Origin of the sequence: Collimonas silvisoli (assembly GCF_018305005.1) — a bacterium.
Taxonomy (GTDB): domain Bacteria; phylum Pseudomonadota; class Gammaproteobacteria; order Burkholderiales; family Burkholderiaceae_D; genus Collimonas; species Collimonas silvisoli.
Genome location: NZ_JAGQEG010000048.1, coordinates 1 through 24,250 on the forward strand (window position 1 = coordinate 1; position 24,250 = coordinate 24,250).

The following is a 24,250-nucleotide window of genomic DNA, read 5'->3' on the forward strand; positions in this document are numbered from 1 at the left end:
ATTTGCACTATTTTGGAGAAAATAATTGCTGGAAAAGTTAACTGGCATGAAATTCGGCTCATCAAAATTGACCGCTTCCGAGAGCAAGAGATGGGAGTCTTCAATGCGACGAAAGGCCAATTTTGAGTTTGACCTCGGGGAAATCGACTACTGACCGAAGGAAAGCTTAATTATTCTTATCCATGACCCAATCTTCGATTCAGAATAACAAAACGCCACGTAATTAGCGTGGCGTTCTGCTATCTGCTCATGAGCGATTGATTAATTACAGGATCACCGAGTGATCGCTTTTTTTTTACGGCTACAGCCTGGTGGCAAAAAAAAAGCGCCCCGCCAACCGGAACGCTTTTTGAAGCAAACGGCAAGAACCGTTAACCGTTATTTCGTCACTGCCAGCTGGGTGCGCTGACCGTTTCTGTAGGTGTACAAGGTGATGGTGCCATCCTGGATGTCGCCCTTGGCGTCAAACGAGATCATGCCGGTCACGCCCTTGTGGTGAATCTTGGCCAGCTCCGGCAGATATTTTTTCGGATCGGCCGACTTGGCTTTTTGCATAGCGTCCGCCATGACCATCAAGGCGTCGTAGGTGTACGGCGCATAGATCACGACGTCCTTGCCGTATTTCTGCTTGTAGGCGGCCTTGTATTCATCCAGGCCCTTTCTGGCGGACTCTTCCACACCGCCGGCTTCGGCGCAAATCACTTGATCGTTGCTGATGCCGTCGCCGGCCAGTTTCGGCAGATCGGAAGTGCAGATGGCGTCGCCGCCCATGTACTTGGCGCTGATGCCCAATTGCTTCATCTGGCGCAGCATGGGGCCGCCGCCGGCATCCAGTCCGCCGAAGAATATGACGTCAGGTTTCTTGGCTTTGAACGAGGTCAGGATGGCGTTGAAGTCGGTCGCCTTGTCGCTGGTGAATTGGGTGGCGACGATAGTCATGCCGGCGGCTTTGGCGGCCTTGGAGAATTCTTCCGCCAGACCCTGGCCGTAGGCAGTGCGGTCGTCGATCACGGCAGCGGTTTTGGCATGCAGCGTCTTGGCTGCATAACGGCCCAGGGCGCCGCCCAGCTGGCTGTCGTTGGCGACCACGCGGAAGGTGGTGTTGAAGCCTTGCTGGGTGTATTTTGCGCTGGTGGTGGAAGGCGAAATTTGCGGAATGCCGGCATCGTAATAAATCTTCGAAGCTGGAATCGAGGTGCCCGAATTGACATGGCCGATGACGCCGGCAACTTTGGCGTCGACCAGTTTCTGCGCTACCGCGGTAGCTTGTTTCGGATCGGATGCGTCGTCTTCCGTCATCAATACGAATTTGGTTTTCTTGCCATCCAGCGTGACGCCTTTTGCATTGAGTTCCTCGATCGCCATCTTGGCGCCGTTTTCATTGTCTTTGCCGATGTGAGCGATGGGGCCCGTGATCGGACCGACGTGCGCGATCTTGACCACTTGTTCCTGTGCGTATGCGCTTGCAGACAGGGACAACGCGATCGCCGCGGCCAATGGAATCATTTTAATTTTATGCACCAGATTTTCTCCTAAGGATTTGCAACGGAATTGATAGCAAACGTTTTTTTAGACATCCGACTTCGATCAGTAGTTCGGTCTGTTCAGGGAGTTAAACGTTACAACATAACAATAGCTTCGCAAAGCGGTTTTATATGTTTTTTATCGATCGGGCGGGATCAAATGCGTAAGGTGCAAAATAAGCCGCAAGGTAGGGCGCAAAGCAGCGCACGCGGAAACAAAAAAGCGCCCCGGCGCTAAGGCCGGGGCGCTTTTTCACCGCTTTTCCACAACAGCCGCCGATGATTTACTTGGTCACGCTCAACAAGGTGCGCTTGCCATCCTTGTAGGTGTACAAGGTCAAGGTACCGTCCTTGATATCGCCCTTGGGATCGAAGGCGATCATGCCGGTCACGCCCTTGTGCTGGATCTTCACCAGCTCCGGCAGATATTTTTTCGGATCGGCGGAGTTGGCTTTCTGCATGGCTTCCACCATGGTCATCACGGAATCATACGAGTAGGGTGCGTACAGTTTGACTTCGGCGTTGTACTTCTTCTGGAACGCAGCCTTGAAATTGTCCAGGCCTTTCTTGCCCGATTCTTCGACACCGCCGGCTTCGGCGCAGACCACTTCGTCATTGATCAAGCCATCGCCTGCCAGCTTGCCCAGCTCGGCAGTACACATGCCGTCGCCGCCCATGAACTTGGCCTTGATGCCAAGCGCCTTCATCTGACGCAGCATCGGACCGGCTACCGCATCCATGCCGCCGAAGAAAATCACATCCGGATTCTTGGCTTTGATCGAGGTCAGGATGGCGTTGAAATCGGTTGCCTTGTCGTTGGTGAACTGGGTCGCGACAATATTCACGCCGGCGCCTTTGGCGCCCTTGGCGAATTCCTGCGCAACTCCTTGGCCGTAAGCGGTGCGATCATCGATCACGGCGATATTCTTGGCCTTCAGCGTGGCGGCTGCATAACGTCCCAGCGTACCGCCCAATTGGCCATCGTTGGCGACTACCCGGAACACGCTGTTAAAACCTTGCTGGGTGTATTTAGGGCTGGTGGCGGCCGGCGAAATTTGCGGGATGCCGGCGTCGTAGTAAATCTTCGAAGCCGGAATCGTGGTGCCCGAATTCAGGTGGCCGATGACGCCGTCGATTTTGGCGTCCACCAGCTTTTGCGCAGCAGCAGTGCCTTGCTTGGGATCGGAAGCATCATCTTCCGCCAGCAAGACGAATTTGATTTTCTTGCCGCCCAGGGTGACACCCTTGGCGTTCAATTCTTCGACTGCCATCTTGGCGCCGTTTTCCATGTCTTTGCCAAGATGGGCGGAAGGACCGGTAACCGGGCCGACGTGGCCGATCTTGACGATTTGTTCCTGAGCGTAAGCTGAGCCGACAGCGCTCAGGGCCAACGCGATTGCTCCAGCCAACGGCAACATTTTGTTCTTGATCTGCACGTATTTCCTCCTAAGGATTTATAAAGATGAGTGAAAGTCATTTCCGCTCTTCAATGAGCGGAACATGTAAACGTTACAACAGAACAAAATCTTCGCAAAGGGTTTTCCTGTTTTTTGGACAATACCCTTGTAGTCGATGCGGAGATTAGTTGTGCGGAGCGGGAGGAGTTTGTGCGTGACAGGACAATCGCATCGTCGCCACGGTATGCGTGTTCTTTAGCGGGAATAAAAAAAAGCGCCCCGGCGGCCGGGGCGCTTTCATATGCTGCGAGAGACGATTATTTTGTCACTGTCAGCAGAGTGCGTTTGCCATCCTTGTAGGTGTACAAGGTCAGCGAACCGTCCTTGATGTCGCCCTTTGGATCAAAGGAGATTTCGCCGGTCACGCCTTTGTGATGGATCTTGGCCAGTTCCTTCAGATATTTCTTCGGATCGGCCGAACCGGCTTTTTGCATTGCATCAACCATGGTCATCAGCGCGTCATACTCATACGGTGCGTAGATCACGACTTCCTGGTTGAATCTCTTCTGGTAAGCCGCCTTGAAGGCGTCCAGCGCCGCCTTGCCTGCATCCGGCACACCGCCCGCTTCGGCGCAGACTACCTGATCGTCTTTCAAGCCAGCGCCGGCCAGCTTGGCCAGCTCAGTGGTACACACGCCATCGCCGCCCATGAATTTGGCCTTGATGCCGAGCTGGTCCATCTGACGCAGCATCGGGCCGCCGACCGCATCCATGCCGCCAAAGAACACCAAGTCAGGATTCTTCGACTTGATCGAGGTCAGAATCGCGTTGAAATCGGTGGCCTTGTCGTTGGTGAATTGGGTAGCGACGATAGTGCCGCCTGCTTTCTTGGCGCTTTTGGTGAATTCTTCCGCAACCCCTTGACCGTAGGCGGTACGGTCATCGATCACCGCGATATTCTTTGCCTTCAGCGTATTGATGGCGTAGCGGCCCAGGGTGCCGCCCAGCTGGCCATCGTTGGCCACCACGCGGAACGCGGTGTCAAAGCCTTGCTGAGTGTACTTGGGATTGGTGGCGGAAGGAGAGATTTGCGGGATGCCTGCATCGTGATAAATCTTCGAAGCAGGGATGGTGGTGCCGGAATTCATGTGGCCGATAACACCGTTGACCTTGGCGTCCACCAGCTTCTGCGCAGCGGCAGTGCCTTGTTTCGGATCGGAGGCGTCGTCTTCGGAAGCCAGTACGAATTTCACCAGTTTGCCGCCGATTTTGGTGCCTTTGGCATTCAATTCCTCGATCGCCATCGTGGCGCCGTTTTCATTGTCCTTGCCGATGTGGGCGTTAGGGCCTGTGAGCGGGCTGACCTGGCCGATGGTGACTACTTCCTGGGCCGAAGCTGAACCGGCGAAGGAAAAAGCCATGGCGATTGCGCCAACCAACGGCATCATTTTGATCTTGTTTTGCATGAACGTCCTCCTGAGGATTTAAAATAAACCAAACATTTACTTACAGTTTCACTATCCGCTGCTTTTTATTACATATTCAGTACCCTGAATAAAAGCAACGTTACAACATAAAAAACGCTTCGCATAGCGGTTTTTTTGCGAATTCTTAAAACTGCCGGAGCAACCCTTTACACCTTGGCATGAGCAAACATTACACCCTAGACAAAGTCGATCGCAAACTGCTGAACTTGCTGCAGCGCGACAATCAAACGCCGACTCGCACTCTGGCCGATAAAGCGCATATTTCACAGCCAACCTGCCTGCGCCGCCTGCGCGATTTGCGCGAGGCCGGCGTGATCAGCGCCGATGTCTCCCTGGTCGATCCGTTTGCCCTCGGCTACGGCATGCTGGCCTTCCTCGAAATCTCGCTGAATCACCAGTCGGACGAACATATGCAGGAATTCGAATTGCGCATGAACAAGGAGGTCGAGGTCATGCAATGCTACTTCGTGTCCGGCGATTACGATTATTTTCTGGTTGTGCATGTGATCGATATGGATGCCTATTATCAGTTTGTGCGCCGGGTTATTTCGGGTTCCGGCAATGTCCGTCATTTCCAATCTCGTTTTCCCATGAAGCGCGCCAAATTCGTTACCCGGGTCGCCTTCGACGAAAAGCCGGCAACGGTCGAGGTGCGCAGCGCCAAGTGATGCACTCCAACAGTGCGTCTGAACAACAAAACGGCAACGCAACTACATTGCGCAGACACTTACGCAAAAACCGCGCCATGCATTAAGCCATACCTCCAATAGACAAAAAAAAGACCGGTGCTGTCACCAGCACCGGTCTTTTTTCATCGTCTTGCTACCGCAGGCGTGACGCTAATCAAGCTTGCACAGGACGCGGCAGAATCAATGGCTGCGGCACCTGCCGCGGCATGCCGGTAAACGCAAAATCGACTTCCGGTCGGCGGCCCGAGATGATCTCGGCGATGGCGCGGCCGGAACCGCAACCCATGGTCCAACCGAGAGTGCCATGGCCGGTATTGAGGAACAGATTGCTGATTTTTGTCTTGCCGATATACGGCACGTTGGATGGCGTCATCGGCCGCAAACCGGTCCAGTAAACCGGATTGTCGTAATCGCAGCCGTCCGGGAACAACTCGCGGGTACGGCGGGTAATCGCTTCGCAACGGGTGGTGTTGAGTTCACGCGTGTAGCCGTTCAATTCGCAAGTGCCGGCCACGCGCAGGCGGTCGCCCAGGCGCGATACCACCAGCTTGTAGCCATCGTCGGTCAGCGAAACGCTTGGCGCCGCATCAGGGTTGGTGATGCGATAGGTGGCGGAGTAACCCTTGCCCGGATAAATCATCAACTCGATGCCCAGCGGTTTCAGCAGCGGTGTCGAGAAGCTGCCCATGGCGACTACGAAGGCGTCCGCATGCAGCACTTCGTGACGGCCGTCGGCATTGATCACTTCGACTCCGGTGATCTTGGCGCTGGCGCCGCTGCCTTCGGTAATCAGACGGGTGACGCTGGTGTTGTACTGGAAATTGACGCCGGCTTCGGCGGCCTTGTCGGCCAGCCCCGAGGTGAACTTGTAGACGTCGCCGGATTCATCGGTGGCGGTAAAATCGCCGCCGACGATCTTGTCGCGGATGCGTGCCAGCGCCGGTTCGATCTTCACCACTTCATCGGCGCTGATGGAATCGCGCGGGCAGCCCAGGTCGCGCATCAGTTGCGCGGCAGGCAGCGAGATATCGAATTCTTTTTGTTCGGTGTAGAAGTGCAGGATGCCGCGCGTCAGGCAATCGTAGTCGACTCCGGTTTCGGCGCGCACCGCTTGCAAGGTCTGGCGGCTGTATTCGCAGATGGCGACGATCTGGCGGATATTGTCGTTGGTGCGGGCGGGTGTGCATTCACGCAGGAAATTGAGAGCCCATTTCCATTGCAGCCATTCCGGACGGAAGCGATACAGCAGCGGCGCATCTTCCTGGCCCAGCCATTTCAATACCTTCAGCGGCGCTTGCGGATTGGCCCAAGGTTCGGCGTGCGATACCGAAATCTGGCAACCGTTGGCAAAACTGGTTTCTTGCGCCGCGCCCGGCTGGCGTTCGATCACTGTCACATCGTGACCTTCCTTGTTCAGAAACCATGCAGAAGTGGTTCCGATAACGCCAGCGCCCAATACAATTACTTTCATCTCATCTCCAAAAACATCCGTTAACTTACTTACCAATGAGCCACGTTTTCAATAGCGTTATTGTAAGAAAACGGAGATTTTTTAGGGGATCAAAATGAGATCTATTTTTTTTATTTTTATCTACGGCGCTGCAAATTGTGACCGGAAATCAAAAAATCCACGCTAAATGTTTGTTTTTTTTAATTTGACTAATTCCAGTGATACTGCTCTGGAAATTACCTCGTCCAGGGTTTGATGCAAGCCATTCCTGATTTGCGCCGCCATGCCTTCCACGGCAGTCTGTAAAACATCCGCCAGGCCGTCGCGGACTCTTTGCTCGATCACGAAATCGATGCGGTCTTGCAACTGCCGCAGCACTTTTTCCCTCACTTCTGCCTCCAGCCGCTCCCAGTCTTGCTGGCTCAGGGTGTGCTGCACAACTGTTTCCCGTTGCGCCACTGGCAGTTCAAAACTGTCTTCATCCTCGACTGGTGGTGCGGCAGCGCTGGCAACCGGCGCTGGCGGCGTTTCTATAATGTCGGTCAAAGTCGGCAGCGGAACAATGACCTCGGTCAATAAAGGGATATTGGCGTCATGTTTACCGTGGGGCATTGCGGATTCCTCTATACATTGTCGGCAACAAAATGGGTCAGCGGATAGCCGCGCTGCTGGTAAAGCCGATAGCGTTCGCGTCCGCCGGCCTTGTCGTCCTCGGCCAGCGAGATGATTTCAAACATTCTTTCGAAGCGGGCGAAATGTTGCGGGATTTTGCCGGAAAGGTTAATCAGGATCTGGTGATGCGGCCACTCGGTTTCTTCGTCGGCGGCCAGGATCACCGGGGTTTGCGCCGCCAGCGGATCGCCGGCCCTGACGTGCGGCAGGAAATCGTGCTCGGAAAATGTCCAGAGCGCGCGGTCGAGCGTCGCCAGATCTTCGGTATTACTGCTCAATATGACGATCTGGCGTTGTGCCGTGCGCGCTTTACGCACCAGTCGGCAGGTATACAGAAATTTGTCCGAAATATTGGTGTGAAAGTCGATTTGCGTCATGCGTAGTAATAGTTAGGCGGCAGTATCTTACAAGCTTAAAAGCGGAATCCGGGCGGCGCGTTGCCTGCCGCCGGCAGTGCGTCGCCGTTGTTGGCGCCATTGGCGGCCGGCGCCGTGGTTTTATTAGGCAAGCTGGGCGCGGGGGCGGCGGCCACCGGCGCTGCATTGCGATAGGTTTTTGGCAAATAATTCTTTTCCGGATAGCCGGCTGCCGTCAGCGCTGTGCCCCAAGCGCTGTCGGAGAAACCGCTTTCCTTGCTGCGCCCAACGGTCAGCACCGGCAAGTCGTTCGCGCTGGTGATCTTGCGTAAGGCGGCAATATCTTCATTGCTCTTCACGGTTTTTTCGCTGAACGGAATGCCGCGCTGGTTCAGCATTTTGCGGCCATCGTCGCAGGGAGTGCATTTATCCGAGCTATACAAGGTGACGGGATTGTTCTTGACCGCCAGCGCCAGTTCATACGGCAGACCGTCGCCACTGTCGCCGGTGCCGGCGGCGGCTTTCTGCTGTGTCACGTTGCCCTTGGCCGGCGGTGTATCGCTGTAAGTGACCTTGCCATCCGGACCGGTCGATTTGTATAGCTGCGCTTGTGCGCCAGCGGCCGACATCAGCAGAAAAAACGTTACAGCGAATCTTTTCCCGCTTTTCATCTCAACCTTCATTCTCTTCCCCTTATTGTAAGAATCGCCGACATGCGGCGAAGGTTTGGCTGCTTGACGCCGCCTCGATCTTGCTTATGCCGCCATGCCGCTATGCCGCAACAAGGCATCTATGCTTGGCTCACGTCCGCGAAATGCCTTGAACGATTCCAGCGCCGGACGCGAGCCGCCGACGGCAAGGATTTCGTCGTGGAATTTTTTGCCGGTCTCTGCCGAAACCACATTGCCGCCAAGCGCGGCCGCTTCTTCAAACGCGCTATATGCATCGGCCGACAATACTTCGGCCCATTTGTAGCTGTAATAACCGGCAGCGTAGCCGCCGGCAAAAATGTGGCCGAATGAATGCTGGAAACGATTGAACGGCGGCGGGCTGATGACCGCGATCTTGGCGCGCACCTGGTCGATCACGTCTTGTACGCTTTGGCTGCCATACGGATCGTAATCGTCGTGCAAGCGCATGTCGAACAGGGAGAATTCGACCTGGCGCAAGGCTTGCAGCCCGGACTGGAAATTCTTGGCTGCGATCATTTTGTCGAACAGCGCGCGCGGCAACGGTTCGCCGCTTTCCGCCTCGGCGGTCATGTGCTGCAACACCTCCCACTCCCAGCAGAAATTCTCCATGAATTGCGACGGCAATTCGACCGCATCCCATTCGACGCCGGAAATGCCGGAGACGCCGAGCTCGTCGACCCGGGTCAGCATGTGATGCAAGCCGTGGCCGAACTCGTGGAACAGGGTGATCACTTCGTCATGTGTAAACAAAGCCGCTTTGGCAACGCCGTCGACTACTGCCGGGGCGGTGAAGTTGCAGGTCAGGTAAGCAACCGGGGTTTGTATTTCGCTGCCGAGGCGGCGCCGGGCGCGCGCATCGTCCATCCATGCGCCGCCGCGCTTGCCGTTGCGGGCATACAGGTCGAGATAAAACTGGCCGATCAGCTTGCCGTCTTTTTGAATCCGGAAAAACTTGACGTCCGGGTGCCATACCGTTGCCTGGTCGGCGCTGATATCGACCGAAAACAATTTCTGCACCAACTGGAACAAGCCGGCGACCACCACCGGTTCCGGGAAATATTGTTTTACTTCTTGCTCGGAAAAGGCGTAGCGTTGCTCGCGCAGTTTTTCGGCGGCATACGCCAGATCCCAGGCTTCCAGCGAGGCCAGGCCCAGTTGTTCTGCGGCGAAGGCGCGCAGCTCAGCCAGGTCCTGCTCGGCAAACGGACGGGCGCGCTGGCCCAGGTCTTGCAAGAAATGCATCACTTCGGCGGGCGTCTTGGCCATCTTCGGCACCAGCGACAACTCAGCGTAATTCTTGAAGCCCAGCAGTTTCGCTTCTTCATTGCGCAAACGCAGGATCTCGGCAATATTCGCGCTGTTGTCCCATTCCGGATTTTCGCCCAGCTCGGATGCCTTGGTGGCATTGGCGCGATATATCTTTTCACGCAAGGCGCGGTTGTCCGCATATTGCAGAATCGGGAAATAAGACGGGAAATGCAGCGTAAATTTATAGCCTGGCTTGCCGTCCTGCTCGGCGGCGGCGCGCGCTGCCTGGCGCACATCGTCCGGCAGCCCGGCTAATTCCGCCTCGTCGCTGACGAACAAACCGTAGGCGTTGGTGGCGTCGAGAATATTTTCCGAGAAGCGGGTGGTCAGCGCTGCGTGTTTTTCCTGGATTTCGGCAAAGCGGGCTTTCTTGGCCGGCGCCAGTTCCGCGCCGCCCAGTCTGAAATCGCGCAGGGCGTTATTGACGATCTTGCGGCGCGCCTCTGACAGATCGGCAAAATCGAGATTGTTCCTGATCGCCTTGTACTTGTCGAACAAGGCCAGGTTTTGCGCCAGCGCGGTCCCGAACTCGATCAGCTTCGGCTGGTTCTCGTTATACGCGGCACGCAGTTCCGGCGTGTCGGCTACCGCATTCAAATGGCTGACAATGCCCCAGGCACGGCTCAACTTCTCGGTCACGTGTTCCAGCGGGATCACAAAATTGTCCCAGGTGGCGGCATCGGTCGAGGTTTCCAGCAGGGCAACCACGGTATGCGCTTGCTGCAGCAGCGCTGCAATCGCTGGCGTGATGTCGGCTGGCGTGATCTGGTCGAATTTGGCCAGACCGGTAAAGTCGAGCAGGGGATTGCTGGTCTTGATTGCGGTAGATGTCATTGCAATTACATTCTTTCTGCGGCTTCGATGGTATTGACCAGCAACATGGTGATGGTCATCGGCCCGACGCCGCCTGGCACCGGGGTGATGTAGCCCGCTACCTCTTTGGCGTTGGCAAAATCGACATCGCCGCACAGCTTGCCGTGATCGTCGCGGTTCATGCCGACGTCGATCACGGCAGCGCCGGGCTTGACCATGTCGGCGGTAACGATATTGCGTTTGCCGGTAGCCACCACCAGGATGTCAGCCATGCGCGTGTGCAGTCCGAGATCGCGGGTCTTGGAATTGCAGATGGTGACCGTGGCGCCGGCTTGCAAGAGCAGCATGGCTTGCGGCTTGCCGACGATATTCGAAGCGCCGACGATCACCGCATGCGCGCCGCGCACCGGGAAATTCACCGATTCCAGCATTTTCATCACGCCGTAAGGAGTGCATGGGCGGAACAGCGGCTGGCCGGTCATCAGCAGGCCGGCGTTGCTGATGTGGAAACCGTCGACGTCCTTTTCCGGGGCGATGGCTTCAATCACTTTATGAGCGTCGATGTGGGCCGGCAACGGCAGTTGCACCAGGATGCCATTGATCTTCGGATCCTGGTTCAAGGCGTCGATACGCGCCAGCAGAGCCGCTTCGGTCAGATCGGCGTCATATTTTTCGAACACCGAATGCAAGCCGTTGTCTTCGCAAGCCTTGACCTTGTTGCGCACATACACTTGCGAAGCCGGGCTGTCGCCGACCAGGATCACCGCCAGTCCAGGCTGCTTGCCTTGTGCGGTCAGCACGGCGGCGCGCCTGGCGACATCGGCGCGTAGTTGTTGCGAAAGGAGATTTCCGTCGATCAGTTGGGCTGGCATAGTGATGGCATTGAAAAATTAAAAGCAAAGCAGGATTATAAAGGGTGCGCACCTATAAGTTCGCGCCGGCAGCGAGTTCCTTGCGGTTTCTTGTAAATTTATCGTGGCTTGTCTATTTGATAAAAGGCGGCGTCATCCGGCCCGATTTTCGCCGGTCGATTGCGCTCCATGCGACATCCAACGCGTTCTTTCATTTTCGGCTATTCTCGCCTTCTACGACCCGGTTTAGGGACAGCAGCAAACACAAGAACGGCCCAAGAACCCAGGACAACGAGTTCGACGAATTTAAAAAAAAGGATGCTGAATTGACTGATCATTACACTCGCCGGCTGGCGCTGCTAGGGCAAGAGCAGCATCGCGGCTTGCTAGGCCAGGGCTTGCGCGGCATCGAGAGAGAAACCTTGCGGGTCGACGGCGATGGCCGGCTGGCCCTGACGCCGCATCCGCGGGCGCTGGGTTCCGCCCTGACGCAGCCGCAGATCACCACCGATTATTCGGAATCGCTGCTGGAATTCATTACGCCCGCCGAGCACGACATCGCCACCGCGCTGACCGAGCTGGATGCGATCCACCGTTTCGTCTATTCGAAACTGGGCGACGAACTGCTCTGGAGCCAATCGATGCCGGCCCATCTGCCGGCCGAAGAACAGATCCCGATCGCCTGGTACGGCACCTCGCACATGGGCATGCTGAAGCACGTCTACCGGCGCGGGCTGGCGCTGCGTTACGGCAAGCGCATGCAATGCATTGCCGGCATCCATTACAACTATTCACTGGCCGAAGGCGTGTGGCCGGTGTTGCAGGCAGCCGAGGGTGACAGCGGCACGGCGATGCATTTTCAATCGGAAAGTTATATCGCGCTGGTGCGCAATTTCCGCCGCTACAGCTGGCTGCTGATGTACTTGTTCGGCGCTTCGCCGGCCCTGTCGACCTGTTTTCTCGACGGCCGCCAGCATCGCCTGGAACAACTCGACAAGGACACCCTGTATCTGCCATACGCCACCAGTTTGCGCATGAGCGATCTCGGTTACACCAGCGAAGCCCAGGCCCGACTGACGCCGCAATTCAACAGTCTCGACAGCTACATCAAGAGCCTGGCGCGGGCAGTCAGCCAGCCGTACCCGCCGTATGCCGCAATCGGCACCCATCGCAACGGCGAGTGGGTGCAGATCAATACCAATATCCTGCAGATCGAGAACGAGTACTACTCGACGATCCGGCCGAAACGCGTGATCAATTCCGGCGAGCGGCCGGTCCAGGCGCTCTCGGCGCGCGGCGTGCAATACATCGAAGTGCGCTGCATGGACATCGATCCGTTCGAACCGATGGGCATCAACCTCGAAACTTCGCGCTTCCTCGACGCTTTCCTGCTGTTCTGCGCAATGGACGACAGCCCGTTGACCAGCGATGAAGAGAGTCTGGAAAACGTCGAGAATTTTTCCCGCACGGTGAAAGAAGGGCGGCGCCCTGGCTTGCAATTGCGGCGTGACGGCAATCCGGTGCCCTTGCAAACCTGGGGCCAGGAATTACTGCAGCGGATCGCGCCGGCGGCGGCCTTGCTCGACGCCCAGCGCAGCGACGGCGTGCATGCCGCGTCGCTGGCGCAGCAGGGCTTGAAGCTGGATGCGGTTGAGCTGACGCCGTCGGCCAAGGTGCTGGCTATCTTGCAGCAGAATCAGGAATCGTTTGCCAGCTTTGCGCTGCGTCAAAGCAAAGCCCATGCAGCGTATTTCCTGGCGCATCCACCCAGCCCTGAAGAGCGCAGTTATTTCGAAACTCTGGCCGCCACTTCGCTGTCGGAGCAGGAGAGCCTGGAACGTAGCCAGACTGGCGATTTCGATACCTTTGTCGCGGCTTACCGCGCTAGCACCTTGGGCAATATGAGTGTTTAGCCAACCTTGAAATCGTAGCTGACGCTATTTGTTCAGCTCCGATGGCTTCCATCCAGGAATCGGCTTCGGTTCGCAGTATCCCGTTTTTGTGCACGGAGGCTGAAACATCACATACCCAGTATCTGATAGCTGTTGAGTTGATCGTGAAGACGTTTCGTCGAGGATGCCTGTTTTAATTTCTCGGATACCTAATGACTGTATCAATGACTTCATAGCGTCAGCACGCCGCTGTGCAAGGTCAGGTGTAACATTGAATCGGTTATTGATAGTCGCTCCAATGTCATATTCACCATCACCGAATGCCTGTTGCTTTTCGATTTTCCATTCAACAAATGCCCGTACCTCACTCGCAGGAATATGGTCTGAGTTTTTATCAAAATGAATCTCATGGGTTAGGCCGGCAAAGGATGCGGCAAAAACCGTAGTCGTTCCTAAAAGAACAATCGAGCAGAGAATTCGTTTCATAAATATTTTTGTGGCAACGCTATTTGTTCGGCCCTGGTGGCTTTGATCCAGAAATCGGCTGTGGGCCGCAATCATGAGTCTTTGTGCAAGGTGGCTGAATAACTACGACGGCAGAATTCAGTCTATCTATCAATTCTTGATATTTAACTTTGTTAAACCGCTCTTCCACGGAAACCTCTGTTTGAATTCCTAAATTGTTCATAAGCTGAACGACAGTCTCGGCTCTTTTTTTAAGGAGCGCGTCCGTTACCTGCATCGCCGTATTTTTAATTAAGAAGACATCATATTCACCGCCAGAAAACTCCCGTTTTTTCTCGCTCTGCCAATCAATGAAAGAGCGAATTTCTTCTGCTGAAATCTGCGCGGAATGTGGTTGAAAATTGATTTCATGGGTTAGGCCTGCAAAGCTCATGGCTAGACCGTAGCCCGACATCAAATACAGGGCAATAAAGCTAGTTATGCGCATCAGCATGAGTGGGTTCTGGTGCATGGGGGCTGAACCGTGACAAAAACTGTGCTAGCCTCCTGTTGGGATAAATTCCGGCCAACATATTCAAGGTCTTGAATTCCCGTATCTTTAGTTTGAATTCCTAAAGAATTCATCAACGACACTATCGCATTGCGACGACGATCCGCAAGTTCAAAACTTATGTTAAGTCGATTATCTTTAAATCCAAATACGCCATAATCGACACCGCCGAACTGTACTGTTTTTATTTTTCAGTCAACCAAGGATCGGATTTCTTCACTTGAGATTTGATCTGAATTTTTACTAAAATGGACCTGATGTTCTAATCCCGCAAAGGATGTTGCCATAGCCGAAGTGATTGTCGCTAGAACCATTGCAAATGTCAGAAATTTCATCATTCGTGATCTGCTTCAATTTTGTTCAGCTCCGGTGGCTTCGATCCGGAAATCGGTTTTGGGCCACAATCAAGTGTCTTTGTGCAGGGTGGTTGAAATATTATTGTTGCGGTATTTGTTTTCTTTCTCGATAAACCCGATTCCCTGCGCTTTGACTGCTGGTCAATCACCACAACTTTTGTGATTTGAATCCCTAACGTGTTCATAAGCGACACAATGGTGTCACGGCGTTGTTCGACAAGATTTGAACCTATTTCAAGTTGCTCATCTTTATACAAAAATACTTCGTAATCAATACCGCCCATTTCCACAGAGTTGATTTTCCAATCTACCAAAGAGCGCATTTCTTCACTTCGGATTTGGCCCGAATTCTCGCTAAAATGCACTTCGTGTTCTAACCCTCCAAAGGATGTCGCCGTGGCGGAATTGACTGATGCCAGAAAAGCCATACAGCATAAAACGTGTTTCATGAGTGTCGCCTATTTTCGTGCCATGGTTAACGTGGGTTAATTGGCTGTGGGCCGCAATCATGGGTCTTTGTGCAAGGGGGCTGGAACATCACATACGCGGTATCTGCTTCTTGCTGAGTTGTCAGAGAAGATTTGTCTTCCAATGATCCTACGTCGTCAAGATGAACACCTAAGGACTGCATTAGTGACTTGATCGCCTTCGCACGTCGCTCTGCAAGGTCGCGCGTGACGTTAAGTCGTTTATTGATCGTTGTTCCAATATCATATTCCCCATCGCCAAAATCCCGTTGTTTTTCGATTTTCCAATCGACAATTGCCCTTACTTCGCTCGCCGGAATATGATCAGAATTTTTTTCGAAATGAATTTCATGTGTCAGCCCGACAAAAGATGTCGCGGTGGCTGAAGTAATAAAAACTAAAAGCACCATGCTGCAAAGAGCTCGTTTCATTTATCCCCACCTTTCGCCCAAACAATATATGCACCTATACTTTCTGCATTCGTTATACAAAGGCGATCCTTAGCCTCTGCTCTACGTTTTGACTTCCAGGTTGTATACCACTCATCATTTGAGCCCATGGTGTCATTGAAGTGAGAGACTTCATGCACAAGCGTGAGAAGTCTTGAGTCTCCGTCGTAAGCTTTGCCTGTGTCAAAATTCTTTCTCTCATCAGGTAACTCACAAAATTTTAAGGTAATCGCAATCATGTGTGTTGCAACGTCCGGCTTACAAACTACTGCGGCCGTTGTACTAGGGTTCACTTTGCTGCCATCGCAGTTGAGATAAGACAATGCCGTTTCTGACCAACGCACGAAATTTGACGGGGTAAGTTCGGAGAACACCCGATTCATTTGTTTTAGACCTGTCAACAGTTTCGAACGGAAGTCATCGCTATCTGCGCCGAACCACTGAATCACTGCCTCTTTGTCACTCGCGTCCCACCGAGCAAGTTGATTAATCCGCGTCGTTGTTCGCACAACAGCTTCATCCCGCAAACGCATAACCGTTCTAGCGAACTCTCCATTCGTCATATTTGGACATATCGCTTCAAAATTTGCGTAAATTATTTTTTCAGATGTGTCGCTTGCGAGAGTAGTATTTTTTGCGGCAATTTTCTTTAATGGTGTTCCATCGGGGTAGGTGACTGTCATGATTCTTCGTCGCCTTCAAAGAAGATTTCTACAAACTCCGATCCCATGCTCGATGCCAGCATGTGCGTACTCCCGTCCTTATTCGTAACGCCGTACTCAAGGCTGCCGTCGGGGCGCTTGAGCGCGTAGCGTGCGTTAGCTATCGGCTCGTTGGTTTTCTGGTGGAGAATCTTGTAGAAGTCATTAAACGCTTCGCCCTGGCTTGCCTCCCCGTTATTGCCAACGGCCGTTTGCCGAGGAATATGCTTCGCGCCGTCTGCCCATTCTTGCGGATGCGGCAGATTATCCTCAACGAAAAACGTAGTTGTGTCTGCGGCTATAAGCGTTGGAAGAACGGGGCAGTGACAGTGTAGTTTGTCGTCATGCAATGCAATCTGTTTGCCGTTCGGCATTTTGCATGAGACTTCGTTTAGCGCGATGATCGGCGCATCCATATTGCAGACCGGACAGAAGCCAATGTCGCTCACAGTTGCCACTTCGACGCCATTGTCGGGTAACTGGCTTGACACCTTTTTGATAAATCCTCCATTTGACGTTTTATCGCCTAACTTAACTACTCGTCTCTTCACGCCCATGTTCTCGTCCTAATAATCGGTTTTAGGGTGGATAACTTCTACTTCGTTGCACATCGTGTTGCTCTCCTATCAGCTTGCTCATTGGTTAAATTAACAAGACAACTATAAGCGTGAGGATTGGGCGATAGCAAGAAATACGTTAAAAATTTGACATGACAATTCTTAACAATTGCCAGTGAGCGCGGCAGCAATCATGTAGAAGGCTGGTTTTGTGCATGCCCAATTTCTACTTTTTAGGGCGAGCCTTAGATCGTGGGTTGAGCGGAGTAACGTGTAATGTATTCTGTATCGATAACTTGTTTGTCGGCGGCGGCTTGCATAGCTATCGGTAATCCCGTCGATAGATTTAAATGCAAATTAGATTGCTTGCAATTTAATTTTGAGCGTTATATTATTCAACTCATGGAAACCAGCAAACAAGCAAACGCAAACATGCCGTCCGAACTATTCGGGCCGGACAGTCTGTTGCTGGATAATCAGCTGTGTTTTGCGCTGTATTCGGCATCGCTGACCATGACCAAGATATACAAGCCGCTGTTGCAGAAAATGGGCCTGACCTATCCGCAATATCTGGTGATGCTGACCTTGTGGGAGCGCGACGAAGTTACCGTATCGGCGCTGGGCGAACGTCTGTATCTGGATTCCGGCACGCTGACGCCATTGCTCAAGCGCCTGGAAAACAGCGGATTTCTGCGCCGCCAACGGGCGCCCCACGATGAGCGCCAGGTGATCGTCAGCTTGACCGCGGCGGGTAAAAATCTGCGGCAGCAAGCGCAGGCAATCCCGCAGCAGGTGAGTTGCAGCGCCGAATGCTCGCTGGATGAATTGAAAGCGCTGACCCAGGAACTGCGGCGGCTGCGTGCCGCGATGGCTGGCAATATCGCTTAAAGATAGAGGATCCGGTTTTGCATTGACTATAAATTGCGAGCAATATAATTGTGTAGTTTTGTTTTGTCGGGCATCACGTTTCTTTTTTATGTTTCATTCTTGCGTCATCTTAATGTTGTAACTTTTAATCCGGATCGTCAGTACGGCCGACTGTATTGATCCAAAGGATTTTCCAAACGGCCAATAAAGGAAATCATCATGTCAGTTGAAAATATCTTGTATACAGCGCAAGCCACAGCAACCGGAGGCCGCGATGGCCGTGCCGTCTCGTCCGACAATGTGCTGGATGTCAAATTGACGACGCCAAAAGAATTGGGCGGCGCCGGCGGCGTTGGCACCAATCCTGAACAATTGTTTGCAGCCGGTTATTCCGCATGCTTCATCGGCGCCATGAAATTCGTCGCCTCGCAAGAAAAAATCACCCTGCCAGCTGATGTGGCAATTACCGGCCTGGTCGGCATCGGCGTCATTCCTGGCGGCTTCGGCATTGCAGTTGAGCTGCAAATTTCCCTGCCTGGCATGGACGCCGGCGCAGCTGAGGCGCTGGTTGACAAGGCGCACAAGGTTTGTCCTTATTCCAACGCTACCCGCGGCAATGTCGACGTTACCCTGACTCTGGTGTAATTCTGCGCTATTGACTGGGGCGGACCATCTGCCTCATCCGCCCAGCCTGGCTTGCCAGGCTTTTTTGTTTTAGCTGAATCTTTTTAGCTGAGCTTGAAAACAGCAGCAGTCTGCGCCAGCTGCGCCGCCTGGTCTTGCAGGCTTTCGGCAGCTGCTGCAGCTTGCTCCACCAGCGCCGCATTTTGCTGGGTGATGTCGTCGATATGTCCCATGGCACGGTTGATCTCTTCGATGCCGCTGCTTTGTTCGCCGGTTGCCGCCGTGATTTCATGCATGATGTCGGCCACCCGCTTGACCGCGGCGACTATGCCTTGCATGGTCTGGCCGGCCGCATCGACCAGCTTGCCGCCGGCGTCCACTTGTTCCACCGAGGCGCTGATCAAGCCCTTGATTTCCCTGGCCGCCGCCGCCGAGCGCTGCGCCAGGTTGCGCACTTCCGCCGCCACCACGGCAAAACCGCGGCCCTGTTCGCCAGCCCGGGCTGCTTCCACCGCCGCATTCAACGCCAGGATATTGGTCTGGAAGGCGATGCTGTCAATCACGCCGATGATGTCGTGGATTTTGCGCGAGCTATCCTTGATGGTGCTCATGGTAAGCACCACCTTGCCGACCACCTGGCCGCCCTCAAGCGCCTGTCCCGATGCCGTGATCACTAGCTGGTTGGCGTGCTGGGCGCTGTCGGCGTTTTGTTTTACCGCTGCCGTCAGCTGCTCCAGCGAGCTGCTGGTCTGTTCCAGCGAACTGGCTTGCGATTCGGTCCGGGCTGACAGATTGGCGTTGCCTTCGGCAATCTCTTGCGAGGCGCGCGCCATCTCGCCGGTGCCTTGCCGCACATTGCCGATGACACCGGCCAGGCCCTGGCTGATGCCATTGATGGCTTGTTCCAGCTGGCCGATTTCGTCGCCGCGCCGGCTGCTCAGCGTGCTAGTCAGATCACCCGCCGCCAGTTGCTGCGCAACCTGTTTCACTCTTTCCAGCGGCTGGCTGATGTTGGCGCGGATCAGCCAGTACAGCGCCGCTACCATGATCAACACCGCCATCAAGCCGAACAGGGCGTTGCGATTGCGCAGCGTGGTGATCTCCTGCGTCAGTTCGGCGGCGTCTTCATTGCCGACGATCAGCCAGTTCCAGTTCTTGTACAGTGCGAAAGCGGCGATTTTTTCAGAACCGCTGGCAGCGCTTTCCTGCAAGGCATAGCGCATGCTGCCTTCTTTGCGCTCCAGGATTTCCTTGATGAATTCACGGCCGTCAGCATCCTTCAGCGCCAGCACATTCTTACCTTCTTCGGCCGGCGCTATCAGCAGCTTGCCCAGATCTTTACCCTGGCTGGCGTTGAGCACATAGAAATAACCGGCGTCGCCCAATTTGACCGAGCGGATGCGCGCTTTCAGCGTTTCGATGTCGCTGCCGATATCCACCCCGACGAACAGCGCGCCGACGATCTTGCCGGCTTCATCCTTGACCGGGTTGTAGGCCGTCATGTACTCCTTGCCGAACAGGGTTGCGCGGCCGATATACGACGAGCCGCCTTGCAAGCGTCCATAGCCGGGGTGCGCATGGTCGAGCACGGTGCCGATAGCGCGTTCGCCGTTTTCTTTCTTGAGCGAGGTCGAGATGCGGATGAAGTCATCGCCGTTCTTGATGAAAATCGTCGCTACCGCCCGGCTGGACGACGTAAAACTGTCGGCGACGGAAAAATTCATATTGATGATGTCATTGCCGTTCTTCAGCAGCGGCGTCGGTTTGCCGGCGACATCGATCGTCTTGCTGCTGTCGATAGAAAATTTCCCAGGGAAATAACTCGCCAGCAAAAGTCCGAAACGATCGGCTTCGCTTTTATGGCTGGCGTCGAATGTATCCAGCATCTGGATCATGGTATCGGTCCTGCCGGCGATATCGCGCGCTGCGCGCTGTTCCAGCAACTGCGAGGTGGAACTGGCGCTGGCCCAGCCATAAGCCAGGAAAATCAAGGTGGCCAGGAAGAAGGTGAGCAAGCTGAGCTTGATGCCCACATTCAGGTTTTTGAAGAATTTCTTGTTCATTGATCATCCTTTTCTTGTTAGGTGGAGCCGCGCTTTTTGCCGCCGCTCCGATTAACACCATCAGTGGCCGAGCGGGCCAGGTTACGGCCCGGCGACCGGCGAACGGCGTCCTGCCGAAATCCTGGCAATCAAAAGCAATAACGACAACTATCGCGGAAGTTGAAGGGCGGCCGGTGAGCGGGTGATCAGCCGCCGTGGCGCAGTTGCGATTTTGCGGGCCTTAAGAAACGCCGCGGGCTGCCGTTAACACGATCAGGGAAGTGAACATGAAGCGCGAATATGACGTGGAGATCCAAATTTCCCGCGCAATTCAGATTCCCGGCTTGCCGACCATGTACCCAATGTTTTTGCGTGCTTTTGCGTGTATTTGAAACCCATCCGAGAAAAAATCATGACCTGGTTCTATAACTTGAAAATTGCGACCAAACTGCTGCTGTCGTTCGCTTTGATACTAATACTGACAGTAGTGCTGGGCGTGACCTCGATCACGCAACTAGGGCAAGTCAACGCCACTACCGTCGAAATCAATACCAACTGGATGCCGAGCGTGCGGGTATTGCTGACCTTGAAGAGCAACCTGGCGCTGCTGCGCAATATCGAAATGCAGCACGTCATGTCGAACGATGTAGCGGACATGGACAAGAGCGCCCAGTTCATCAACGACATCCGGGCCGATCTGCAAAAGAACCTGAGCGAATACGCGCCTATGGTGATGGAACAGGAACGTATTGTGTACGATCAGTTAAAAGAAAAAATCCCGCAGTATCTGGAGATGGACAAGAAAATCGTCCAAATCTCGCGTGTGTTCAAAAAGGATGATGCGATAGCAGAGATACGGGGCGATTCCCTGGCCGCCATCATAGGGCTGGATAAACAGGTTGATCAACTGGTAAGAATCAATACCGATGGCAGCGCTACCGCCGCCAAAAACGGCGCAGCCATCTATGACAAAGCCAGGATCTGGATGGTCGGCTTGATGATTGCCATGGCGGTGCTCGGCTTTGCGCTGGCGTTGTGGATCGCACGGGCAGTTGCTCAGCCGCTGGGGTTTGCAGTGGAAGTGGCGCGCCGGGTCGCCGACGGCGATCTGACGGCAGATATCGAAGTCAGGTCCAAGGATGAGACCGGGCAGCTGATGCAGGCGTTGAAAGACATGAACGACAGCTTGCAGAAAATTGTCGGCGAAGTGCGCAGCGGCACCGACACCATTGCAACCGCATCCAACCAGATTGCGGCCGGCAATCTGAACCTGTCGCAACGCACCGAAGAGCAAGCCAGTTCGCTGGAAGAAACCGCCGCATCGATGGAGCAGCTGACCTCGACCGTCAAGCAGAATGCCGACAACGCCAGCCAGGCCAACCAGCTGGCGGTATCCGCCTCGGAAGTGGCGATCCATGGCGGCACGGTGGTGACCCAGGTGGTCAGCACCATGGGCGCCATCAATACTTCTTCGAAAAAGATCGTCGATATCATCGGCGTCATCGACGGCATCGCCTTCCAGACCAATATCCTGGCCTTGAACGCCGCCGTCGAAGCGGCTCGGGCCGGCGAGCAGGGCCGCGGCTTCGCAGTGGTGGCCGCCGAAGTGCGCAATCTGGCGCAACGGTCCGCCGCTGCCGCCAAGGAAATCAAATCCCTGATCGACGACTCGGTGGAAAAAGTCGGTCTCGGATCGCGCCTGGTCGACCAGGCCGGCAGCACCATGGAGGAAATTGTCGCCAGCGTCCGTCGCGTGACCGACATCATGGGCGAGATCACCGCCGCCAGCCAGGAACAAACCTCGGGTATCGAACAGATCAATCAGGCCATCAGCCAGATGGACCAGGTGACCCAGCAAAACGCCGCCTTGGTGGAAGAAGCCGCAGCTGCTGCCGCCAGTTTGCAAGATCAGGCTGGCGCGCTGGAACAAGTGGTCGGCGCCTTCAAACTGGAGCGGATGCACATCGCGGCGCAGGCCAAGCGAATGATAGATATCACACCGCAAACGCAGATGTTGCGCAGCGCAGCCGCATAAGAGTCAACCAGGCGATGAAGAAGCGGCATGGCCGGAGCAAGCGGTGTTTTAGGCTGCTGTTCGCGGCATCGGCCTGCCGCCGCCGTACTTATATTGCAATACGGGCCGTTGCCGCTGAAACCTGAGCACGGCGCTCCCAACCATCGCTTTCCTGGATTGCGATCTGGATCTGAAGTGAGGCGAAAATGAATGCATTGAGTTTGAAGAAAAAATTGCTGGCGGTGCTGGCGTTCATGTGGCTCGGCATGTTGATGCTGGGCGGCTGGTCGGCCTGGAATACGCGGGATACGATGTTGCTGGAACGCCAGAACGGTCTGAAAAACCTGGTGGAAACGGCGGAAGGTATCGTCAAAAGCTACGCTGCCGACGTCACCGCCGGCAAGCTTGAAAAGGACGCTGCGCAGGCGGAAGCATTGAAACGCATCCTGGCGATGCGTTACGACAAATCCAACTATGTGTTCGTGGCTGACTCGCGTCCCGTGGTGCTGGCCCATCCAGTTTTGCCAAACCTGGTCGGGACCAATGTCATGGACCGCAAAGACAACAAGGGCAAATTCTTTTTCAGAGAGATAGTGAGTCTCAGCAAGGAAAACGGCCAGGGTTTTATCGAGTCCATGGCGCAGGGCGCAACCGGACAGTATCGGCCGAAGCTCAGCTACGCCAGATATTTTCAGCCTTGGGACTGGCATCTGCTATCCGGTGTCATGCTGGACGATGTCGATACCGCGTTCTATGCAAATCTACGGCTTGAGCTGATCATCTTGTTCGCCATCGGCGCCTGCGTCTCGGCCTTGATGCTGCTGGTGATCCGCAGCGTTACCAGCAGCCTGGGCGGCGAACCGCAATATGCGACCGAGATTGCGACCAGGATTGCCGATGGCGATCTGGATCTGCAGGTCGAAGTCGACAGCAAGGACCAGCCTAGCCTGCTGAACGCCATGCGCCAGATGCAGGAGCGGCTGGCTGCGACAGTGCGCGAGATCAGAGAAGGCAGCAGCGCGATCACCGGCGCTACCCGTGAAATCGCCGCCGGCAATGCCGACCTGTCGGCGCGCACCGAACAGCAAGCCGCTTCGCTGGAAGAAACCGCCGCCAGCATGGAGCAGCTAACCGCAACCGTGAAGCAAAACGCCGACAATGCGCGCCAGGCCGGCCAGCTGGCGCAGACCGCATCCGACATCGCCGCCAGAGGCGGCGTGGTGGTAGGGCAGGTGGTCGACACCATGCAAGGCATCACCACCAGTTCCAGAAAGATCGCCGACATCATCGGCGTGATCGACGGCATCGCGTTCCAGACCAATATCCTGGCCCTGAATGCGGCGGTGGAGGCGGCGCGCGCCGGCGAGCAGGGACGCGGTTTCGCCGTGGTTGCCGGCGAAGTACGCACGCTGGCGCAACGCAGCGCGCAAGCCGCCAAGGAAATCAAGGAACTGATCGACGATTCGGTAAGCCGGGTCGATTCAGGCTCGGAACTGGTTGACCGCGCCGGCGAAACCATGGGCGAAGTGGTGCAGGCAGTTAAACGCGTAACCGACATCATGGGCGAAATCTCGGAAGCGTCGGCCGAGCAAAGCAGCGGCATCGAACAGATCAACCAGGCGGTGATCCAGATGGATCACGTCACCCAGCAGAATGCCGCGCTGGTAGAGCAGGCCGCGGCGGCAGCCGGTTCGCTGGAAGATCAGGCGCAACGGCTGCATCAGGCGGTATCGGTATTCCGTTTGCAGGAAAGTCATCTCCAGCAAGCACAGGCAGCGCCAGACAATAAGCAGCGTGCAGCATTGGCGCAGGCCGCTCGAGCTGCCGCATCGGTAAAAAAGGCGTCACCAGAAGCAGCAAAAGTAAGTACGCCGGCTGCAAGCAGGGTTGCGGCAACACATGCGAAGGCGCATTCCAAGCCGCATCTTAAGCTGGCGCCAGTTAAGTTGAGGCCTGCTTCAGCACAGGCCAAGACTGCCGCCGCCGACGACTGGGAAACATTTTGATGCCCGCGATATGCACATCATT

General features: G+C 55.0%; 22 protein-coding genes. 6 read left to right on the forward strand and 16 right to left on the reverse strand.

Annotated elements, in window-relative coordinates; translation table 11 throughout:
* Positions 1-378: 378 nt before the first annotated feature.
* From KHU33_RS14225 to KHU33_RS14235, 3 genes are all read right to left on the reverse strand, one after another.
* A complete protein-coding gene (locus KHU33_RS14225) occupies positions 379-1,506 on the reverse strand; it encodes a branched-chain amino acid ABC transporter substrate-binding protein (RefSeq protein WP_211464057.1) in 1,128 nt (375 codons plus the stop codon).
* 301 nt (positions 1,507-1,807) lie between these two features.
* On the reverse strand, positions 1,808-2,941 hold the full coding sequence (locus tag KHU33_RS14230; RefSeq protein WP_230414272.1) for a branched-chain amino acid ABC transporter substrate-binding protein: 1,134 nt from the start codon (positions 2,939-2,941) through the stop codon (positions 1,808-1,810).
* Between the two features lie 296 nt (positions 2,942-3,237).
* Positions 3,238-4,386 carry a branched-chain amino acid ABC transporter substrate-binding protein gene (locus KHU33_RS14235; protein WP_211463992.1) on the reverse strand — a complete coding sequence of 383 codons (1,149 nt, stop codon included), beginning with the start codon at positions 4,384-4,386 and terminating at the stop codon, positions 3,238-3,240.
* A gap of 179 nt (positions 4,387-4,565) precedes the next feature.
* On the opposite strand from KHU33_RS14235, the gene KHU33_RS14240 reads away from it, so the two are divergent.
* Positions 4,566-5,075: an Lrp/AsnC family transcriptional regulator gene (locus KHU33_RS14240; protein WP_211463994.1), complete on the forward strand. Its 510-nt coding sequence runs from the start codon at positions 4,566-4,568 to the stop codon at positions 5,073-5,075.
* 175 nt (positions 5,076-5,250) lie between these two features.
* Here KHU33_RS14240 and KHU33_RS14245 read toward each other — a convergent pair whose 3' ends face one another.
* The 6 genes from KHU33_RS14245 to folD all read right to left on the reverse strand — a co-directional run bounded on the left by KHU33_RS14245 (position 5,251) and on the right by folD (position 11,259).
* Positions 5,251-6,567, reverse strand: a complete 1,317-nt coding sequence (locus KHU33_RS14245; protein ID WP_211463996.1) for a D-amino acid dehydrogenase — start codon at positions 6,565-6,567, stop codon at positions 5,251-5,253.
* Positions 6,568-6,729: 162 nt separating this feature from the next.
* The gene (locus tag KHU33_RS14250; protein ID WP_211463998.1) at positions 6,730-7,158 is read right to left on the reverse strand and encodes an EspF repeat-containing protein; all 429 of its coding nucleotides are present in this window, start codon (positions 7,156-7,158) and stop codon (positions 6,730-6,732) included.
* 11 nt (positions 7,159-7,169) lie between these two features.
* Positions 7,170-7,595, reverse strand: a complete 426-nt coding sequence (locus tag KHU33_RS14255) for a DNA polymerase III subunit chi (RefSeq protein ID WP_211464000.1) — start codon at positions 7,593-7,595, stop codon at positions 7,170-7,172.
* A 35-nt stretch (positions 7,596-7,630) separates the two neighbouring features.
* A complete protein-coding gene (locus KHU33_RS14260; RefSeq protein ID WP_230414268.1) occupies positions 7,631-8,257 on the reverse strand; it encodes a glutaredoxin family protein in 627 nt (208 codons plus the stop codon).
* Between the two features lie 72 nt (positions 8,258-8,329).
* Positions 8,330-10,408, reverse strand: coding sequence for a M3 family metallopeptidase (locus KHU33_RS14265; RefSeq protein WP_211464002.1), 2,079 nt, complete (start codon positions 10,406-10,408; stop codon positions 8,330-8,332).
* A 5-nt stretch (positions 10,409-10,413) separates the two neighbouring features.
* The gene (folD, locus tag KHU33_RS14270) at positions 10,414-11,259 is read right to left on the reverse strand and encodes a bifunctional methylenetetrahydrofolate dehydrogenase/methenyltetrahydrofolate cyclohydrolase FolD (protein ID WP_211464004.1); all 846 of its coding nucleotides are present in this window, start codon (positions 11,257-11,259) and stop codon (positions 10,414-10,416) included.
* A 305-nt stretch (positions 11,260-11,564) separates the two neighbouring features.
* On the opposite strand from folD, the gene gshA reads away from it, so the two are divergent.
* Positions 11,565-13,151, forward strand: coding sequence for a glutamate--cysteine ligase (gene gshA / locus KHU33_RS14275; RefSeq protein WP_211464006.1), 1,587 nt, complete (start codon positions 11,565-11,567; stop codon positions 13,149-13,151).
* A 24-nt stretch (positions 13,152-13,175) separates the two neighbouring features.
* Here the strand turns inward: gshA and KHU33_RS14280 are convergent, their stop codons facing one another.
* The 6 genes from KHU33_RS14280 to KHU33_RS14305 form a co-directional block, all read right to left on the reverse strand.
* Complete coding sequence (locus KHU33_RS14280) at positions 13,176-13,616, reverse strand: hypothetical protein (RefSeq protein ID WP_211464008.1); 441 nt, start codon at positions 13,614-13,616, stop codon at positions 13,176-13,178.
* Between the two features lie 19 nt (positions 13,617-13,635).
* Positions 13,636-14,088, reverse strand: a complete 453-nt coding sequence (locus KHU33_RS14285) for a hypothetical protein (RefSeq protein WP_211464010.1) — start codon at positions 14,086-14,088, stop codon at positions 13,636-13,638.
* 391 nt (positions 14,089-14,479) lie between these two features.
* Positions 14,480-14,950: a hypothetical protein gene (locus KHU33_RS14290; RefSeq protein ID WP_211464012.1), complete on the reverse strand. Its 471-nt coding sequence runs from the start codon at positions 14,948-14,950 to the stop codon at positions 14,480-14,482.
* 26 nt (positions 14,951-14,976) lie between these two features.
* Entirely contained in the window at positions 14,977-15,399 is a 423-nt protein-coding gene (locus KHU33_RS14295; protein ID WP_211464014.1) for a hypothetical protein, read from the reverse strand.
* Positions 15,396-16,100, reverse strand: a complete 705-nt coding sequence (locus KHU33_RS14300; RefSeq protein ID WP_211464015.1) for a M35 family metallo-endopeptidase — start codon at positions 16,098-16,100, stop codon at positions 15,396-15,398. The genes KHU33_RS14295 and KHU33_RS14300 overlap by 4 nt, the downstream gene beginning before the upstream one ends.
* Positions 16,097-16,675 carry a PAAR domain-containing protein gene (locus KHU33_RS14305; protein ID WP_211464016.1) on the reverse strand — a complete coding sequence of 193 codons (579 nt, stop codon included), beginning with the start codon at positions 16,673-16,675 and terminating at the stop codon, positions 16,097-16,099. The genes KHU33_RS14300 and KHU33_RS14305 overlap by 4 nt, the downstream gene beginning before the upstream one ends.
* A gap of 432 nt (positions 16,676-17,107) precedes the next feature.
* On the opposite strand from KHU33_RS14305, the gene KHU33_RS14310 reads away from it, so the two are divergent.
* The gene (locus tag KHU33_RS14310) at positions 17,108-17,563 is read left to right on the forward strand and encodes a MarR family winged helix-turn-helix transcriptional regulator (RefSeq protein WP_211464017.1); all 456 of its coding nucleotides are present in this window, start codon (positions 17,108-17,110) and stop codon (positions 17,561-17,563) included.
* A 198-nt stretch (positions 17,564-17,761) separates the two neighbouring features.
* On the forward strand, positions 17,762-18,187 hold the full coding sequence (locus KHU33_RS14315; protein ID WP_211464018.1) for an organic hydroperoxide resistance protein: 426 nt from the start codon (positions 17,762-17,764) through the stop codon (positions 18,185-18,187).
* Positions 18,188-18,270: 83 nt separating this feature from the next.
* Here KHU33_RS14315 and KHU33_RS14320 read toward each other — a convergent pair whose 3' ends face one another.
* Positions 18,271-20,229 carry a methyl-accepting chemotaxis protein gene (locus tag KHU33_RS14320; RefSeq protein WP_211464019.1) on the reverse strand — a complete coding sequence of 653 codons (1,959 nt, stop codon included), beginning with the start codon at positions 20,227-20,229 and terminating at the stop codon, positions 18,271-18,273.
* A 391-nt stretch (positions 20,230-20,620) separates the two neighbouring features.
* Between KHU33_RS14320 and KHU33_RS14325 the strand changes: the two genes are divergently transcribed.
* On the forward strand, positions 20,621-22,243 hold the full coding sequence (locus tag KHU33_RS14325; protein WP_211464021.1) for a methyl-accepting chemotaxis protein: 1,623 nt from the start codon (positions 20,621-20,623) through the stop codon (positions 22,241-22,243).
* 185 nt (positions 22,244-22,428) lie between these two features.
* Entirely contained in the window at positions 22,429-24,228 is a 1,800-nt protein-coding gene (locus KHU33_RS14330; protein ID WP_211464023.1) for a methyl-accepting chemotaxis protein, read from the forward strand.
* Positions 24,229-24,250 lie beyond the last annotated feature (22 nt).